Source organism: Oligoflexus sp. (assembly GCF_035712445.1).
Classification (GTDB): domain Bacteria; phylum Bdellovibrionota_B; class Oligoflexia; order Oligoflexales; family Oligoflexaceae; genus Oligoflexus.
Genome location: NZ_DASTAT010000140.1, coordinates 1 through 18,094, shown reverse-complemented (window position 1 = coordinate 18,094; position 18,094 = coordinate 1). Strand labels below are relative to the sequence as shown.

General features: G+C 55.0%; 15 protein-coding genes. 12 read left to right on the top strand and 3 right to left on the bottom strand.

Annotated elements, in window-relative coordinates; all coding sequences use genetic code 11:
* Positions 1–189 precede the first annotated feature (189 nt).
* The 4 genes from VFO10_RS29095 to VFO10_RS29080 are packed head-to-tail and all read left to right on the top strand — an operon-like array spanning position 190 to position 4,982.
* The gene (locus VFO10_RS29095) at positions 190–2,505 is read left to right on the top strand and encodes a flagellar hook-length control protein FliK (protein ID WP_325145541.1); all 2,316 of its coding nucleotides are present in this window, start codon (positions 190–192) and stop codon (positions 2,503–2,505) included.
* A 3-nt stretch (positions 2,506–2,508) separates the two neighbouring features.
* Complete coding sequence (locus VFO10_RS29090) at positions 2,509–3,798, top strand: flagellar hook assembly protein FlgD (RefSeq protein WP_325145540.1); 1,290 nt, start codon at positions 2,509–2,511, stop codon at positions 3,796–3,798.
* Between the two features lie 20 nt (positions 3,799–3,818).
* Positions 3,819–4,646: a hypothetical protein gene (locus VFO10_RS29085; protein WP_325145539.1), complete on the top strand. Its 828-nt coding sequence runs from the start codon at positions 3,819–3,821 to the stop codon at positions 4,644–4,646.
* Positions 4,647–4,658: 12 nt separating this feature from the next.
* Positions 4,659–4,982 (top strand): hypothetical protein, encoded by a 324-nt coding sequence (locus VFO10_RS29080; protein ID WP_325145538.1) that lies wholly within the window; start codon positions 4,659–4,661, stop codon positions 4,980–4,982.
* Here the strand turns inward: VFO10_RS29080 and VFO10_RS29075 are convergent, their stop codons facing one another.
* From VFO10_RS29075 to VFO10_RS29065, 3 genes are read right to left on the bottom strand one after another with little or no spacing between them, the layout of a single operon-like run.
* Positions 4,983–6,494: an Rne/Rng family ribonuclease gene (locus VFO10_RS29075; RefSeq protein ID WP_325145537.1), complete on the bottom strand. Its 1,512-nt coding sequence runs from the start codon at positions 6,492–6,494 to the stop codon at positions 4,983–4,985.
* Positions 6,495–6,530: 36 nt separating this feature from the next.
* Positions 6,531–7,850, bottom strand: coding sequence for a 3-deoxy-D-manno-octulosonic acid transferase (locus VFO10_RS29070; protein ID WP_325145536.1), 1,320 nt, complete (start codon positions 7,848–7,850; stop codon positions 6,531–6,533).
* Positions 7,837–8,988 carry a glycosyltransferase family 9 protein gene (locus tag VFO10_RS29065; RefSeq protein WP_325145535.1) on the bottom strand — a complete coding sequence of 384 codons (1,152 nt, stop codon included), beginning with the start codon at positions 8,986–8,988 and terminating at the stop codon, positions 7,837–7,839. The genes VFO10_RS29070 and VFO10_RS29065 overlap by 14 nt, the downstream gene beginning before the upstream one ends.
* A gap of 243 nt (positions 8,989–9,231) precedes the next feature.
* On the opposite strand from VFO10_RS29065, the gene VFO10_RS29060 reads away from it, so the two are divergent.
* The 8 genes from VFO10_RS29060 to VFO10_RS29025 all read left to right on the top strand — a co-directional run.
* On the top strand, positions 9,232–10,230 hold the full coding sequence (locus tag VFO10_RS29060) for a hypothetical protein (protein ID WP_325145534.1): 999 nt from the start codon (positions 9,232–9,234) through the stop codon (positions 10,228–10,230).
* A 103-nt stretch (positions 10,231–10,333) separates the two neighbouring features.
* On the top strand, positions 10,334–13,246 hold the full coding sequence (locus VFO10_RS29055; RefSeq protein WP_325145533.1) for a PEGA domain-containing protein: 2,913 nt from the start codon (positions 10,334–10,336) through the stop codon (positions 13,244–13,246).
* A gap of 10 nt (positions 13,247–13,256) precedes the next feature.
* Entirely contained in the window at positions 13,257–14,153 is an 897-nt protein-coding gene (locus VFO10_RS29050; RefSeq protein ID WP_325145532.1) for a PilZ domain-containing protein, read from the top strand.
* Between the two features lie 138 nt (positions 14,154–14,291).
* Positions 14,292–15,272, top strand: coding sequence for a HAMP domain-containing sensor histidine kinase (locus VFO10_RS29045; RefSeq protein WP_325145531.1), 981 nt, complete (start codon positions 14,292–14,294; stop codon positions 15,270–15,272).
* 73 nt (positions 15,273–15,345) lie between these two features.
* Complete coding sequence (locus VFO10_RS29040; RefSeq protein WP_325145530.1) at positions 15,346–16,077, top strand: response regulator transcription factor; 732 nt, start codon at positions 15,346–15,348, stop codon at positions 16,075–16,077.
* A complete protein-coding gene (gene dapF, locus VFO10_RS29035; RefSeq protein ID WP_325145529.1) occupies positions 16,077–17,027 on the top strand; it encodes a diaminopimelate epimerase in 951 nt (316 codons plus the stop codon). Before VFO10_RS29040 ends, dapF begins: the two co-directional genes overlap by 1 nt.
* 11 nt (positions 17,028–17,038) lie before the next feature.
* Positions 17,039–17,770, top strand: coding sequence for a lysophospholipid acyltransferase family protein (locus tag VFO10_RS29030; protein WP_325145528.1), 732 nt, complete (start codon positions 17,039–17,041; stop codon positions 17,768–17,770).
* A 1-nt stretch (position 17,771) separates the two neighbouring features.
* The coding region (locus VFO10_RS29025; RefSeq protein ID WP_325145527.1) for a hypothetical protein at positions 17,772–18,094 on the top strand (323 nt) is incomplete at its 3' end.

Genomic DNA, 18,094 nt, shown 5'->3' with positions numbered 1-18,094 from the left:
TGTGCGAAGCCCGCGGCGCATCCGCCACCAGGCAAATAGCGCCGTCTAAAAGGCTATAACTGCCGAGTCAGGAGAATCTCTTCGCTCTAACCCATGAATTTAAGTGAGTCGTATTTATGGCATGGTATGTGCTGATGAGTCATGGAAAGCCAAAACGGTGTATCGGCATGCGAGAAGGAAACTTGAGTCGTGACAAATATCAATAACAATAGTTTCACGAAAAGTTCGCGCGGATCGGATACCTGGACTGACAATTTGACAGTCAATGAATCCACGAACCCTCGCGCCGCACCTTCTGCGGACCCTGGACGCTCTTCACAGAAAAGCCAATTCGCGGAGCACCTCACTGCTCAGGCGCCCAAGACTGGCGCCGTGGCGCGTCCTGCCCAGCAGCCTCCCGTGAGGCCGCAAAGCCCGCGTCCGGCCGCTCCCCTCAAGGCTCAGCCCGTCCAGCAGGAGCAGGCTACGCCAAGACAGCCCGCCCCAACCCCGCGTCGCATGCAAAAATCGGAACCGACTGAGGCTCCATGGAATCGGTCCGCACCCGACACGACAAAAACCTTGGAAGCCGCCGTTCGCACGCCCGGCCCACGCCCGGAAAATGCTAAAGAGACCATAGCAGCAAAACCCAGTCTCAACATGGGTCAGACGCCTGTCCGTGCGCCAGCCGCCGAGGCCTCGGCACCGCTTGTGACGGCCACAGCTTCCATCATAACAAATACTGTGAGCGAGGTCCCGACCGAGGCTATGCCTGAGGCTTTGGAAGACTGGCAGCTGCGTCTTCAAGAGATGCTGGCCACAGGCAATCCTGAACTTTTCATGCAGCAAAATCCCGCTCTCGCGCTTCTCGCGGGACGCCTTGAATTCGTGGAACCCGCGCAAATCCCTGGCCTTGTCGCGCAAAGTCCACTCCTGCAATCCATCCTGAGTCAAACGCAAACGGCCGATGTTTTGCAGGTGGCCATGCCTCTTGAACAAAACCTGCAGCTGCTTGGCCTCGCCCCTCAAGCGCTCCAGGCAAAAAATGCCGGTCCTATTTCCCTCGCAGGAATCGAAGCTCCAACGCAGGAGCCCCTTGTCACTCTGGGCGAGACGCTTCAGGCCCTGGGCTTTGACACAAGACGCATCATGCAGGAAGGCGATCTTCTTAAAGACAATCTGGGCCTTGATGGTCTTCAAAGCTATATGCAGCGCGCGGAACGCATGCAATCCTCGCTCGGTCTTCCCGTGCAATGGCCCACGCTTTCCCCAGACCAAACCGTAATCACGGTGCCGCAGAAAACCCAAATCAACCCGGCGGCTCCTCAGGCCTTGGATCCCGCGTTGATGGCTCAGCTGTCGCGCCTTGATCCCAAAGGCCCCTCGCCTTTGGAACCTGTTCAGCTTTGGACTCAGGATCCGGAAACTGCCGAGCTGATGCCTTTGACTGTTCTCGATGACGGCAGCGCCCCTTTCTTCATCAATCCTATGGAAGCCGGAGTCGAAACCTGGGATCCTTTCGCGGCAACGACAGAACCCAAGGTCGATGCGACCTTGACAGCGGCACCGACCATGGACGAAGTGCCTTTGGTGATGAATGTCCTTCCGCGCGTTCCGACCGCACCTCAGGATCCTTTTATGGTCATGGCGCAGCGCTGGAATACCGAGACTCTTCAAACCCTGCGACCTGAAGATTTTGTGAGTCGCGAATCCAAAGAGATCGCCGTCGATCCCAAAACAGCAGCCGCACAGCCGCTGCGCTCACTCGATGATCTTCTGAACTCTCAATTTATCCAAGCCCCCGATTTTGCCAATCGGATGGATGCCTCCAATCTTCCCGCACCCGATGCCAGTCCGTTTGATTTGAGCGCCTTGGGACTGGCCTTCCAGGAGGCGGGATCCACCGGGGATGATAAAGGCGGTGACCTTTCCGGCCGCAATCAAAACCAGTCCTTCCTGAATCAGGATAATAATTCGATGTTCACGCCAGGCACCAGTCCGGCCGCAGCATCCAATAAAGCCTTCAGCATAGAAACGGCAGCCGCGCCTCAGGCCCCCTCAGTTCCCGTTTCCCATCAGCAGCTCCAGGATATACTCGATAAATCCTCGATGCTGATCAAGGACGGCGGCGGCTCCATTCGACTCGATCTGGGCAGCAAGGAAATGGGTCCACTCGACCTCGCCCTTGATATCAAGGACAAAACCGTCGAAATTCGCATCGTGACCCATTCGGATCAGGCCCGTGAGGCTTTGGTTCAGGAACTGCCGAAACTCCGCGAATCCCTTCAGAACCAAAATCTGAATCTCGAAAAAGTCGAGATCGGCCTGAGCTACAGTTCGGCCTGGTCGCAATCCTCCGGCAACGGTCAGCAGAACCGCGAACAATTCTTTGAAAATTCGAGCGAGAGCAACTCGCGTGGACCGAATGGCATTCGCAGCACATCGCGCAGCTATCGTCAGTCCTTCGTTTCCGCACCGGAAACGCGCGTTCCCTTGCACAATGGTCTTATTCAAGTGAGGGTTTAACCGATGTCAACCGCATCCGTTCAAAACATGATCGCCCCTCCTGTCGCGCGCAACAATATGCAGGATTTCAGTCAGGCGCAGGTGGAGGACCCGAGAGCCCCTGTCGAGAGTCCTAAAGATAAAACAGACTTCCGCACCCTGATCACCAACTCGATGGACGAAGTAATCAAGGAACGCAAGGCCAAGGAAAACGGCGATCTTTCTTCCGCAAAAACGGATGCCGAATTCCTCGAAAAACTCTCCGACCAGACCAAAGAAAAGCGCGTTCCTAAAAACGAACTCGGCAAGGACGATTTTTTGAAACTTTTCGTCACGCAGCTGCAAAACCAAAACCCTCTGAATCCGGAAGCGGATACCGAGATGGCGGCCAAGCTCGCCCAGTTCAACGGGCTGGAGCAGATGCTGAACGTGAATAAATCCCTCGAAAAAATGCTGGCCGAGCAGAACACAACGCGTAACCTGCAGCTCGTCAATTACGTCGGTCGCGACGTCATCGTCGATGGCGGCCGCACGCGCATCACCGAGGGCAAGCCCACACCGACCGAATACAAGGTCGAAAACGATGCCGCCCAGTCCGTGCTCGAGGTTCGCAACAGCTCGGGCATCCTCGTGCATCAGATCGATCTCGGCCCCGTGAATGCCGGGACGCATCAACTGAAGTGGGACGGCAAGACCACCGACGGCAAGGCCATTCCCGATGGAACCTATACCCTGAACATGACCGCGCGGAATCTCGATGGCAAGCCTGTGCCTGTGAATCTGACAAGCCGCGTGAAAGTCACCGGCATTGATATCAACAGCAAGGACGGTGGACTCTTCTCCGAATTCGGTAAAATCAAATTCGATCAGATCAAATCGGTGGGCTTGAACGGCTATGATGCGAACATGGCTGATGCTCCGATCGCAGCCGCACCAGCTCCTGCTGAAGCCGAGGCTCCAGCCGCTGCAGCACCTGGCAGCCCGGCAGCCATGATGAAAGCAATGTCCGGCCTCGCGAATCCCGCTGGAGAACCTGAAGGCCAAGTAAATGCCAAGTCACAAAACGCACAGGCCTTGAATAACAGGAGCGCCGCCGAGGATTTGGACCGCATGATGGCCGAGGGCAAGCTCAAGCTGCCAGGAAAGTCTGATGAGGCTTCCAGCAAGGGCGCTTCAGCAGATTCTGCGAAAAAATCCATTGACCAACAAAGGACCGCATCCGCTAAACTGGATAGGGAAACCCCAGAAAAAGCCCCCAAATCCAAGCCGGCACCTGCCAAGGATCTGCCAGAGTCCGCAGCTGCCGTGCCCTGAAAGGCAGGAGCGGACTGCATATGGTTCGGATCAGTTCCTTGTTTCTAATGATTTCTCTTCTGCCCGCGTGTAGTACGAGTTCCACACCCACGAGCCTCGCTGCGGCGAAGGCTCCCGATCTGACTCCGCCCGCCCCGGTTCAAACCGAAGCGCCGCTGATGGACTGTCAAAATTTAAAAGCCGATTGCCCCGTCGAAGAACGAAAACTTCCCTATCAATGCGTCGCCTATCGACTGGCCGGAAAATTGCTTTGGCAGGAGGAGCGGGTTTACGCCTGGGGACCGAGTCTCTGCCAGGCGCGACACAGTCTTCGGGTTGAGGCCTGCGAGCGGAAGATAGACCTGGCGGCTTTGGGAGATGTGCACTGCGGACCCGACTCGACAGGAGAAGCCTGTCCCCAGGTTCGTAAGAATTGCCCGACCCAGGGCATCGCTTCCCGCTGCGTCGCGAAACGCTATAAAAACCAGGAGATACCCTGGAGCGAGCAGCCGATGGCCTGGGGCATCAACGAATGCAAGGCGCGGGACATGATGCTGGCCTCCGCCTGTCAGCGTGGTTTGAATCCCAATGATTTGGGTGACATCACCTGCATCGCGGATCCCAAGCCGGGTTCCTGTCCGCCGACCGCACCGTCCTGTGATGATACCGCAGGCGTGCCAACTGTCTGTCAGGTGAGCACGATCGGTGACATTACCTTCAAAAAGCCCTGGACGGCGGAAGGTGCCACGGCCTGCGAAGCCCAATACAGGCTGAAGCAACTGGCCTGTCGCTTTGCTGACGGATCAAACAAGTTGACTCCCGAGCAGCTCGGAAGTATGCAATGTCGAAGTCTTATGGATCAGCCCTGACGGGAGAAAATCATGCGTCGCATGTTGTGCCTCATACTCTTTTGTTCGCAGACCCTCTTGGCCCAGGGAAAAGCTTTGATCGTCTTTGAAAAAGGCGAGGTCTCACCCGGTGTGGCGAGTTCGGTGGAAAAAGCCGGGCAGGGTCAATACAAACTCAAAATTCCTGGAAAGCCTGGGGTTCCCAGTCCCGAGAAAATTCGTCAGCAGCTGGAAAAGGAGCTGAAAACGTTTCCCGGGCTCAAGGTCAGCGCTCAGGCCGACCAGGTGACCATTCATTATCAAGGTCCCGACACGCCGCTGCTTCAGGCTTTGTCGCGGATTGAAGTGCAGCCCTGATCAGCCGATCACTTCATAGGGCGATTCTTTCAGCATGGAGCTGCGCAGCGTGGTGGGCTCCATGATCAACTCAATATCATATTTTTCCTGCAGTACGTTAAAGAGCGGCCGCTCTTCATTCAAAAGCATATCCTGAACATCATCCCGCACGCGCACGCGTATGGATTTTTGCCCTGTGCGGATATGAAAGCGCTCGACATCCCGCACCATTTCATAAACCAAAGATTCACGGCTCTGCGTGCGTCCCCAGCCATCACAGTGCGCGCAGTCAACCGTCAGAACGCGCTCCAAGGATTCCCGCGTTCTTTTCCGCGTCATCTGCACAAGGCCCAGCTCATTGATGGCCAGCACGTTGGTGCGGGATTTATCGGCTTTCAAGGCTTCCTGCAGCGCTTCATTGACCTTCTGCTGATCGGCGTAACTTTCCATATCAATGAAGTCAATGACGATAATACCTCCGAGGTTACGGATGCGGAGCTGATGCACAACCTCCTCGATGGCCTCGAGGTTGGTTTTCAGGATGGTATCCTGCGCGTTCAGCGAACCCACGAATTTCCCGGTATTCACATCAAACGAGGTCAAGGCTTCCGTCTGATCGATCACGAGGTACCCACCCGACGGCAGCCAGACCTTCCGTGACAGGGCCGTGGCGATTTCCATCTCCAGTCCGAAATGATCGAAGATCAAATCCGGGCCCTGGAAAAGTTTCAGCTTGTCATGCGCCGAGGGAATGGAATCCTGCAGAAAATGCCGCAGCTGCTCGTAAACCTGCACATCATCGACAACGATTTCCGCAACATCGTCGCTATAAAGATCGCGGGTCGTTTTCAGAACCAGATCCGGTTCCTGATAGAGAAGCGCAGGCGCCGAACTTTTCATCCGGCGCTCGCCCACGCCCTCCCAGACCTTCAGAAGATAATCGAGGTCCTTTTTTAAATGCTCAGGCGGGGCTTCCAAAGCCGCCGTGCGGATGATCAAACCCATCTCGGGTGGCCTCATGGCTTCCACTTCCGCCAGAAGCTTCGCCCGCACGGCTTCATCTTCTATGCGTCGTGAAATGCCAAGGCTATTGAATTCAGGCATCAGAACCAGATAGCGCCCGGGAATGGTCGCCACCATCGTAACCCTCGGCCCTTTGGTGCCCAGGGGCTCTTTGGCAACCTGGACGATGATCTCCTGACCTTCGCGCAGAACTTTTTCGATCGGTGTACGGTTGTTGCTTTCGCGGGGATCCTGACCCTGATTCTGACTCTTCACTGCGGCAATATATTCGGGATCAACCACATCACCGCCGTAAAGAAAGGCCGAGCGGTCCGCGCCAATATTCACGAAAGCCGACTGCATGCCGGGCAGCACCCGACTGACCTTGGCCTTATAGATATTGCCGACCATGCCGCGTTTATGCGTTCGTTCCACATAAAGTTCGGCCAGACGATCCCCCTCGACCAGTCCGACACGGGTTTCAGAAACACTGCTGTTGATGATCAGCCTTTTGGGCGTTTGATTGCGCATATATCGTATCTTCCCGAGGCCTGGGCCCCTGAATTGTTAGCGGCGTCTATTCCGTGCGTCGGCTTGAATCGCTTTCAGAATGCGCTCCGTGGCACCCCGATGCCGGATTATGGCTTCATAAAGCCGTCGATGCGGAGGATGCCCCTCCCAACGCAGCCCCTGGACCCACTCCAGAAAATCCTTTCCGGATGTGATGACCGTCACAAGTCCTTCCGCCACAAGCTGACGGGCTTCCTGACTTGTATGGTAAAGCGGGCCAAAGCAGACAAAAAGTCCCTGACAGGCTGGCTCCAACACATTGTGGACGCGATGATGCAGAGCACCTCCAACCCAGGCTATATCAGCCAGTGCGTATAGTTCGGGAAGGACTCCGATCATGTCAACGAGAAGAACATTATCACCTGCTCCTGCTGCCGCCAAGCCTGCCGCCTGGGCGCGACAAACCTGAAGGTGCATGGCTTCCAGTCGCTGCTGCATCTTCTCCACCATGGCAGGACTGATATCATGAGGTGCCACAATGAGTTTAATGTGCGGAAAATGGGCCTGAAGCGCGGGATAGACTTCAAGCAAGGCCTCAAGATCCTCAGGCCAGGCGCTGCCGAGAATAATCAAAGGTCCTTCATTCAAAAATGAATGGAGCTGTTCACGAAGCTGTAGTCTTTTCTCTTCTCTTTGCTCCAGCCTCTCCAGCACACGGTCGTACTTGGTATCTCCAACCTGCGGGATCGAGGCCGCCGGTCTTTGCAAAAGGCTCGCATAAAACGCCTGGTCCTCGACTCCGACCACAAAAACTTCGCGGCAGAGCTTCACCAATCCCGCGCGCAAATTGCGGGATAATCCTGGTTTCATAAGTCCTGGCGATTGCACCGCATCAATCAAATAAACCGGAGCATGCGCCCGCGCCTTGAAAAGAAACCCGGGCCAGAGTTCATACCGCACAACCACAAAGGCATCCGGCCGCAGGACCTGAAAAAGCTTTTCCCAGGCCGACGGTCGATCCCAGGGCGCCATGATAAAGGGAACAGTCTCCTGCTGGGCCAATGCAAACCGTTTTCCTGAATACGAAACCAGAATAAGAAAGACATAGGTATCGCCCTGCTTTTGAAGACGATCCATCAGCGGCTTGGCCTGCTCATATTCTCCGGCGGACGAACAGAAAAACACCATGGAATGCGGGAAACGCTGCCTTTCCTGGGCTATGCTTTGCAGCTGCTCGACCGTAAGAGTTCGTCCATCCAGCTGAGGACGCAGGGAGGAAATTCCTTTTAAAAGAGGCGCAAGCACGCCCCCCAGAAACCACCACAGCAGCTCGTATAGACCGAGGGCGCATTTTTGTAAGATCTCAGTTCTGGCCATTCCCGACATTTCGCTTCAGCAGTGTTTTCAAATGATCGACGATTTGCGGCGGTTGAATCAGGCCAAAACAAAGTTTGTCACCGTAACGGCAATCCGCCGCGCCATGCTTCGAGCAGGGACGGCAGCCCAGGAGCGAGGAAAAGGCTTTGCTCTCCGGCCTCCACGGAGGAAAGCCAAAGGCTTCCACAGTCGGACCAAAAAGCGCCGCGACCGGCGTTCCCACCGCTTCGGCTATATGCAGAAGGCCGGAATCATTGCAAAGAAGCCCATCGGTATCCTTCAAAGCCAGCGCGGTTTCCCAAAGACTGAGCTTGCCGGCCAGATTCAAAATCGGCCCGGGCCAGTCGATGCTGTCGAGTATACTCAGCGCGCAGTCGCGATCCTTGTCGTTTCCGACAAAGCAAAGTCCGATCGTCTGGTCCCGCATGGCCGGATCCTGACGTAGATGCCGGTTCAAAAGTTCGAGCGTATCGCGCAGAAGGTTGAGCGGCGCTTTCTTGGCTTCATGCGCGGCACCTGGAGCCACCGCCAGCCAGTGTCCGAATTTCAGCTCCTTTTGCCAGGGTTTTTGCCCAGGATCATGAGCGGTTGGCAGAAGGGGTCGGGCGTTGATCTTATCCAGGCCATCGCGCACTTCCACCGGCAAATGCACTTCCAAAGCCTGTTTCAGGGTCTGGGTCATCATATCGAACTGATGCTGGGTGGTGGACACATAGGATTCAGGCAAGGGCCGCCGACGTCCCCGCAAACGGGAACTGATGGTCATAGTCCCGCGATCTATCGTTCTTTTGTGGCAAATGTAACTCGGGATCTTATAGTCACGCTTCAGGGACCGGCAGAGCAGCTGCGAACGCAGATTGGTCTGCAGATCCACAAGGAAGTGAATATCCCTCAGTTCGTGAAGCACCTTCTCCTGATAGTTGGTGAGATCGGGATCGACTTCCACGATTTTCATTTCAGGAAAAGCGCTGCCAATAAGCTGCAAGGCGGGCTTGCGGCCCACCCAGGTAATCTGAACAGGTGTCGGAATCTGACGCAAAAGATCCACGCACGCGGTGGCAAGCACCACATCCCCAATACTTGTGGAGCGGTAGATGGCAAGCTTCATGACGGGCGATGTGGCCGACGGAGTAAACACGGCATCCCCTTCTTACTGGATCAACTTCAAGGCGCACGTTCGCCAAGGATCGGCAAGATACCAGATACTGCGCTTTCATTCTAACCCGTAAATCAAGCGTACAGCATGTAAAAACGCTTACTTCCGCAAATGTTCCCAACGCTCGGCGGATTTTTCCCAGCCCTGCCATTTGTCAGAGAAAGTCAAAGTGGTATAATGAAGCAGAGGTAGACATCAATCCGTCCGCAGTTTGGGGGGTCTTACGTGACTCAAAAAAGCCTGGACGTAAAAGAGAAAGCAGGTAACCGGCCGCGCAGCGAGCGGAAGCGTTATCTCAATATCATCTACTTCATTGATTCGAAGCGGACCCGGACGCTCAAGTTCAGCATCAAAAAAGGTTACCTGACGGTCGGCACCCTTTGCCTTTTGGTCAGCTGGTCGCTGATCGCCAGTCTGCTGCTGATTCGGGAGAATGGTCTTAATAACGAACTTCGGACCCGCAGTCGCAATCTGCTTTCGGTCATCTTCAATTATCAGACCCGTTATGATCAGGTCTATGAGAAGGCCTATCCGAATGATGGCAATCCGCTGCTTCCCGGCGGAGCCACGGTCGAGGAACGCCTGGCCGCGCTGCCTGCAATCAAGCCTGATGATGCGGACGACGAAAAACCCGCAGTCCCTCCCCAGGTTGTGGTTCGTCCTGCCCCGCCCACCCTGGCGGCCAAAGCTTTGCCTCCGGCTCCTGAGCCCGAAAAGGCCCTTGCAGTTCCGGATCCCAAGGAAAAAGTCATAGCGAACGCGATTGAACAACTTCCGAACAATGAACCGACCATCGCGATCGAGAATTTTTCAAGCGCGGTTCATGATGAAACCCTGACCATCCGCTTCTCGCTCAAGAATACCAACAAAGGGAGCAAGGCTTCCGGCACTGTCACGGCGCAGGCCCGCTTCTTTGAAAGTGGCAAGGACGGCGTCTGGCTCGACACGCAATCGGAAGGTTCGGAAAGCGCGGTCGATACCGGCGATCAGGACGATCCCAGCTCGGATGAGCACTTCAACATTCGATACTACAAGAATAAAGTCTTTCATTTCGCAAGTCCGACCAAGGGCGCAGGTCTTTTCACGGCGGTTCGCATCACTGTGAAAGACGAACAGGGTCGCAGCAAGGAATTTGCGTTCCCCTTGACCAAGGAACCTAAAGTCCAGCAGACGCATCTCGGCTCGGAAACGCTTGATTCCGAAAGCCATTCCACCGCTCAGTAACGAAGCCGATCCCGCCCCCTTGCGACGAGCGTCAGCCCCTCGTCGGTCTCTGTCCCCTCTGCTACAATGAAAGAAGCAATTTTTTCCTGATGAGGGGGTTTCCATGAGTCGGTTCATCCGCACTCTTTGTCTTTTATTCAGCCTTGGGATCCTCGCCCTGGCGGTCCAAAGCTGCCGTTTCTTCAAAGCCGAAGCCACATTCAGAATCCGCGTGACCGATGGCTCCGGAGATCCCATCCCTGGAGCCCAGATTTCCATACAAAAGCAGCCCGTCGGGCAGACCAATGATCAGGGCCAGGCCCGGATCACCATGGAATTGCCACTTGATGAAGGTGTTTTGATTGAAATCAATAAACCGAGCACGCAGCTCTTCTATGCGCCCTACTTCGAAACCATCCGGGTCAACAAAGGCGACCTGAATCATTTCAATGTTCAGGCCACGCTTTATGCGGTTCCCAAAAACATCGCAGAAAACCAGGCCCTGCCGACCGAACCTGCGGAACAGAAACCTGTGGAAGCACCTCAGCCCGCAGCAGCCACGGCGATCGAAGACAATAAAGAGCAGGAGGAATCCGATCCCGGCCTGATCGCAGCGCTGCAGGCCGTGAATACGGAAGGGCAGTCCACTCCTCAGGATATGGAGCCTTTCGATCCTGAGCTCTCCGCACAGAAAGCAGCCAATACGCTTTTGGAAAATGGCGACAACACGTCCCGTCTCATCACGTTTTATGCTGCGAGCGGTCGGGATAATGTCAGCGACGCCCACGTTCTTTACGGAGACCCGGAGCAGGGTCAATGGCTCGAAGGCTGTACCACCAATGCCCGGGGTCGCTGCACACTGACTTTGCCTGCCAGCTTCGCGACCGACAATGTCCATATTCTGGTGCGCGCTCCGAACTATCAACCGCAGACGAAAATCATTTCGTTGGCTCATGGCGACAAGGTGCGCATTGATTTGATCCGCGGTCAGTCGATTGAAGTGTTCGCGCTGCAAAAAACTTATAAATCCATTCGCGGTCTGCATGATGTCGCCATCAAACTCGACAGCAAGGAACTCGGCCGCACCGATAGCTTCGGCTATTTCTCCTACCATTTCCCGCAGAAACCAGGCGAAAGCACCAGCATCACCTTGGAAGCCGCAGGCCAGCTTCCCGCCCGTTCGTCCCACATTCTGAGCGGTGGAGGCCCCTGGACCATCGTTCAGGGTTTTTCCAGTAAATCACCGGCGCGGGCCCGTCTTCTCCTTTTACCGCTCAAGATCCAAAATTCCGGCAGTGAAACGCCCGATCCGAATGCGATAACAAGCTGGGATCGCAGTATTCAGGATGGCCTCAGACAAAACCTCATCAACCAGCCGCCCTTCATCGAAGCCGATTGGGAACGCGTCTCGCAGATTCTGGATCGCAATGGCCTGAGCCTTCAGCAAATCGGGCGGCAGGGTTGGAATCAACCGGACCTTCTTGCAGAGTTCGAATGGGCTCTGCGTCCCACTCTGATCCTTGGACCGGCCTCTTCTCTTGAATTGAGTCTTATCAATGCCGACGGCCGCGTTATCGGAGCCTCGCTCCAGCGCCTTACCATGAAACCAGACGCAAGGTCGACGCGCGCCATGTTCCAGCAGGCCAGCCGCGAACTGAGCAGCTGGCTTCCCTTTGAAGGGAGCCTTGTCGAAGCCGATAAGGAAGGCTTCCGCATGAATCTTGGGCAGCAGTCCGGCCATAGTCTTAAAGTCGGAGAAACCCTTCGTCTGCATGGTCTGCAGGCGGAAAGCGGTTCCAATCCCGGTTGGACCGATATCGGTTCGGCGCAAATCACAGACCTTGGCGAAGGCCTGAGCCGCGTGCGCGTCACCGAACTGAAACCGCGCGCGACAGCTCAGGTGGGCCATATCGTGGCTCTTCAGCGTCAGCCCGAAGGCGGTGACAAATACATAACAGTCACAGATGTCGCTGACAAAAGACCCTTGGCTCAGGTGAACCTCTATCTTCAGGATCGCTGGATCGGCACGACCGACCGCCAGGGCATCGCTCGTTTGAGTCGCGTTGCCACCAGTCGTCGCGGGGTTCTTACTGCGGTGCGCACCGGCTATCGCCTGCATCAGGATGATTTCCTGTGGGTCGAAGGCAAGGATAAGGCCATTGCCCTTCAGCGTTCCTCCATTCCGATTCGCATTGAAACCGATCCCAGCAATGCCCAGGTGAAACTGAACGGTCGCCTGATCGGCCGCAGCCCAATTTATCAGAGCATCGACCTTCCCGGTCCGACGGCCCAGATTGAAATCATCCTGAATGATGAATACAAAAATCTGAACCAGGTTGTGAGTTTCGATGAAGAAGGCCTCGACTGGAGCGGTCCCCGCGCGGTTCGTCTGGAGCGTGATCTGCGGCGCGAGGCGCGACTTTTGATTCAGGCGGGCCGATTGAATGAAGCCATCAATCTTTTGGAGGCCCTGCCGCAGACCCATCCTGATTATCTTCTGGTGCAGCATGAGCTCGGCGATATTTATCTGAATCAGAGCCAGGATCCGATCAAAGCCGCCGCCGCTTTCCATCGCGTGACAAGCCGGCCCGAGGTCGCAAACTTTGTCGACAAACGCTTTATCGGCACCCAGATCAACGAAGCGATTGCCATCTATCATATCGGTGAAAAACTCAAAGACTCCGACCAGGCGGCCGCCATAAGCTCCTGGCAGAAAACCAAAGCCCTGCTCGATCTTTGCGAAGGTCAGCTGCGTTTTATTCCCGAAGAGCAATACACCCAGGCCGTGCACAGCGTGTCCTACTACCGCGCGCTCAGTCTGCACCGCATCTGGGGCCTTACCCAGCGCGGCGAGGATTTGAAAACCGCACATGAGCACTGGAAAAAATATATCGAATCCACAGCGCTCGCCACACCGGCTGACAAGCACTATGGCCTTTTGAAAAAAGCTGAAGTCTTCTATCGGCAAACGCAGGGTCTGAGTGAGCCGACCGAACAGGCGAAGTCCGACCGGTCCTTACCCGCCAAGACCATGTGAAGGGGCGACCATGAGCGAAACGGCAGAAAAGAAAAAGTCCGATACCATCGAAGACAAAACCGCGGCGAAGATCGAGGCCTATCTTCAAGGTCCGCGCAAAAAGCGCAAAAACTATGTGATCTTTGCCTTGGGGGACCGCTTCGACAAGGATCTCATTTTCGCGATGGAAAGCTTCGTGAAGAAGGACTATCCGCAGCTCGCCATTTCTTCCCCGCGCACGCCCGACGAGCTGACCAGGCAATTCGGCCGGAATATTTCCCTGCTCGTGATCAACGATGAGTTCACGGAAAAAACCGGCGTGATGAACCTTATCCGGGCTCTGAAAGAAAAGCGCCGCAACGAAACCATTCCAGTGCTCTTTCTTACGCGTGACGCCGATGACCTTGTCCGCGTCTATCATAAGGAGCTGCTGCTCTATCATGAATCCGACGAGTACATCGTCTATCCCGGCAACCCTCGCCAGCAGATCATGGCGCGCATCAAGGCCGGCATCGACAATCAGAATCACCGTCGCAGCCGGCGCTATAACGTGAACCTTTACGCCACCATTTTCCATCTGAACAAAGACACCATGCTCGAAGGCCGGATTGTGGATCTCAGCATGCACGGCGCTCTGGTCACAGCGGAAAAGGACGTCATCTTCCGTCCTGGCGATCAGGTGAAGATCAGCATCCCCATTCACGAATACATTCAATATAGCTATGGCGACTTCATCAAGATCTCCGCCAAAGTCCGACGGGTTTTCATCTCCGGCAACAAGGTCGCCATTTCCTTCGAGCACGTCACCGAAAGTCAGGGTCATTTGATCGGTCAGCTCCTCCTTGCTATTGTGAGTAAACAATTTGCACGGCAGACCGCCCGCATGAAGGCTCAATTCGCAGCACAGAATGGTGAGAAGCGTCGATAATAGGGAATCATCACTTTCCCTACTGAAACACTTATCTGGACAGACCGGAGAATACCCATTAATCCGGATGTGGGCTTTCTCCGCGCGCCCATTTCCGATGTCAGGCAACAAGGCACTTTACCCATGCAAACCCGGCAGATGAAAACGATTCTGGTTAAGCTTCTTCGCTGGCTGACGCACCCCATATTCGTGTTTGTCGCCCTGCAGATCGTCTGGTTGACTATGATTATCCTCTGGGTCGTCTGGTTTATGAGCCAGCAGGAAACCCTGAGCAAACTCAGCAGCATCATCGGCTCGACCTCCACCATCAGTCCGACTACGGGTATTTTTACGCTGGTTATCGGCTGCGTGCTCCTCGGCATCTTTTTGGTGGGAACGGTTGTGCTCTTTGTTTTCACGCAGATCCAAAGCAGCCTGATTTCCCAGCAGAAGTCCTTTGTCTCCAGCGTGACTCATGAGCTACGCTCGCCTCTTTCGAGCCTTCAGCTGAGCTTTGAAACGCTGCAGAGGCATCAACTCCCGGCCGCTGTCCGCGACAAGATCTTCTCGATGGTCGAGAAGGATTTGGAACGTCTTTCGCAGCTTGTGGAACGGATTCTGATCGCGGGTCGCCTGGATCGCGGCATTATTGATTACAAAAATCAGCAGGATGAGATTCCTCTGCGCGAGCTGATCCAACATGTCGCAGAGCAGCAACGTCATATGGATGACAGCCTGCTGCAAAGGTTGAAAATTGATTGCAGCCCCGATCTGGTTATCGGCGCGTCGCGTCTGGCTCTGAGCATCGTGCTCGGGAACCTTTTGGAAAATGCCGTGAAATATTCGCCGGCCGGGGCCCCGATCAGGGTGCAGGTCACGATTCAGGAATACGAGCTCTGGATCAGCGTCGAAGATGCTGGTATCGGCCTCACGTCCTCGGAACAGCGAAAAATATTCCGCATGTTCCACCGCTCACCCAGGGCGCAGAAGGCCGCCGTCCCGGGGACAGGACTTGGACTTTACATTGTCAAATCCATCGTTAATTCCATGGGTGGACGCATTTGGGTCCAAAGCGAAGGAGTGAGCAAAGGATCGCGCTTTACCTTTGCGCTCTCCCGCGAATGCATCTTGGCTTCCTGATTCGCAGGGATTAAGGTGGACCCCTGCGCACATGGGGTATGGGTTTAATACGTCGAAAGGACGCTTTAGCAGCATGATGACGGGACAAAAACATATCCTTCTGGTCGAAGACGAACCGCATCTCGCTTTCAATATGGAGCTGAATCTCCAGGCCGAAGGCTATCGGATCACGCTGGCGAAGGATGGCCGTGAGGCCGTTGAAAAATACAGCAAGGAAGGCCCCTTTGCGCTCGTGATCCTGGATGTGATGCTGCCCGAGATGAATGGTTTCGAAGTGGCCAGCTATATCCGTGAGCGCGATAAAATCACCGGCATTCTGATGCTGACCGCGCGCGCCTCTGAAAACGATGTCCTGCAGGGCCTGGAAACCGGGGCCGATGATTACATGACCAAACCCTTCAGCCTGCAGGAACTTTTTCTGCGGGTGAAACGGATGGCCGATCGCAGCGATCTCTTCAGTCCCCTGCGGACCGGCAAGCAAACGGCGCTGATTCAATTTCGTGAAGTCACCTGGAATCCGCAGACCTTCGAACTCAAAGGCCCCCAGGGAAGCTTTGTCCTGACCGCTCTTGAGGCCAAGGTTCTCACGGAATTCCTGGAGCATCCGCAGGAAGTCCTGAGCAGAAAGCATCTGCTCGGTCGCGTCTGGGGCGTGCACGGCAATGTGGAAACGCGCACGGTCGATAACTTCATCATGCGCCTGCGCAAATACTTTGAAAAAGACCCTTCGCAACCCGAGATCTTGCAGAGCGTGCGGGGACGCGGTTATAAATTCTGTGCTGACATCAAAGAGGTATCCGGCTGATGGAACTCGAATTCGAGAAATGGCATGGCAATAAAAACGATTTTATTCTCACCTGGTTCAATCATGACCAGATCACCTTTGATTCCTTGCGTCGTCAAGCGCCCGCTCTTTGCGCGCGTGATGGCAGCGGAATCGGCGCTGATGGCATTTTGGTTTTGCATACAAAAACTGCGCGCGATCTGATGCCCCACAAACTTTCCATCATCAATAGCGATGGCTCGCTGGCCCAAACCTGTGGCAACGGCATTCGCTGCGCCGCCCTTAGTATTTTGACCCATCATCTCCATGCCGATCAGAAGGTCGATATCCCCGACACCATTCCGCTGCAGCTCGAAAGCAGTGCCGTGGATATTCGTTTTCTTGGCCGCCTGGCTGCGAGTCGCACCGGCCAGCTGCCCTTGGTGGCGGTGGAAATGGGCCATCCGCAGGTGAACAAGGAGAATGCCGATTACGCTGCGGTGAAGGATTTCGTCACACGCAAAGCGCAGGAACTCGGCATGCCTGAATTAACAAAAGATTGGCATCTTGTGTCCATCAGCAATCGCCATCTCTGTTTCTTCCTCGACTCTGTGAACCGTGATATGATCCGAAAAGTTGGTCCCGCATTGCAAGTTTCGACTCTTTGGGATGGCATCAATGTTCATCTTTGCGCCAGTAAAAAGGTGCAGGATGAAGACCGCAGAATCTCATCACAGGTTCTGGGCCGTCCGATTGATGAACTCTATGAAGTTTTCGTCTGGGAGCGCGGAGCCGGGGAAACCCAGGCCTGCGGCAGCGGAGCTTCGGCGATTGGGGCTTCGGCTTTTGCCTCGGGCCTGACCGATCGTCGCAACTGGCTGGGAATTGATATGCCGGGTGGCCGACTTTATATTAAACAGGAAAATACCGCGGATTCCGTCACGCTTGCCGGTCCGGCTCAAATGGTCTATCGTGGTCGCCTCGTCATTTAACAGGCAAATCTATGGATGAAGAATTCGCGCTCAAACTCCTGCCGATGGTCAATGCTCTCAGGACATACCATCGGCACGAGGTGCATGGTCTGGAAAATATTCCCAAGCGTGGTCCGGTGATTGTGGCCTGTAATCACAGTCTCGCCACCTACGATATGCTGATGCTCATGGCTGCAGTTTACTGTTACAACGGCCGTATTCCACGTTCGCTGATTGATCGGGCGTTTTATGTCTTCCCGGGTCTCGGTGAGGTCATGGAAAAGCTCGGTGGCATCGTGGGATCCCAGGAAGCGGCCAGCAGTCTCCTTGGCAACGGTGAAATCATTTATCTTGCCCCCGGCGGCATGCGGGAATCCCTGCGTCCTTACACAGAGCGCTATCAAATCCTTTGGAATCGGCGTCGTGGATTTGCGCGCCTTTCCCTGGAAACTGGCGCTCCCATCGTGCTGGCAGCCTGTCCTCGCGCGGATGACATCTATAAGGTCTATGAAAATTCCCTGACCAAGCTCGTTTACAAAAAGCTTCGTCTGCCCTTCTTCCTGGCCCGTGGGCTCGGTCCCACAGCCATTCCCCGGCCTGTGAAACTGGAGCACTTTTTAAGCCAGCCTATCTATCCGCCCAAGGCGTCGGATGATCCGGCGAGCTTTAAGCGTCAGCTCTACAATTATCATAAAAAACTGATGGAAAAGATGAACGCCATGATCGCAGAAGGCCTTGTCCCTTCGCAGAAATCGCTCTTCTGATATGAGTCGTCTCTGGGAAAAATTTTGTGCCTTTCTCCTCGGCGTTCTGGCTGGATTCACCGTCCTGATGCTCGCCTATCCGCCGAGCCGTCAATGGCCGGCCGACCTTATCATTCGTCATGATGAGGACGTGAAGTCCGCCGACGCCATCGTCATGCTTATGGGCAGTGTTGTCGATCGCACGCCTCACTGCGCACGTCTTCTTAAAAAGGGTCTGGCACCCAAAATCGTTTTTGTGGAAGCCGAAAAGGATGAACTCAATAGGCTCGGTCTTCGTCTGCCTGATGGTGAAGCCAGCCTGAAATATCTACAAAAACTCGGTAT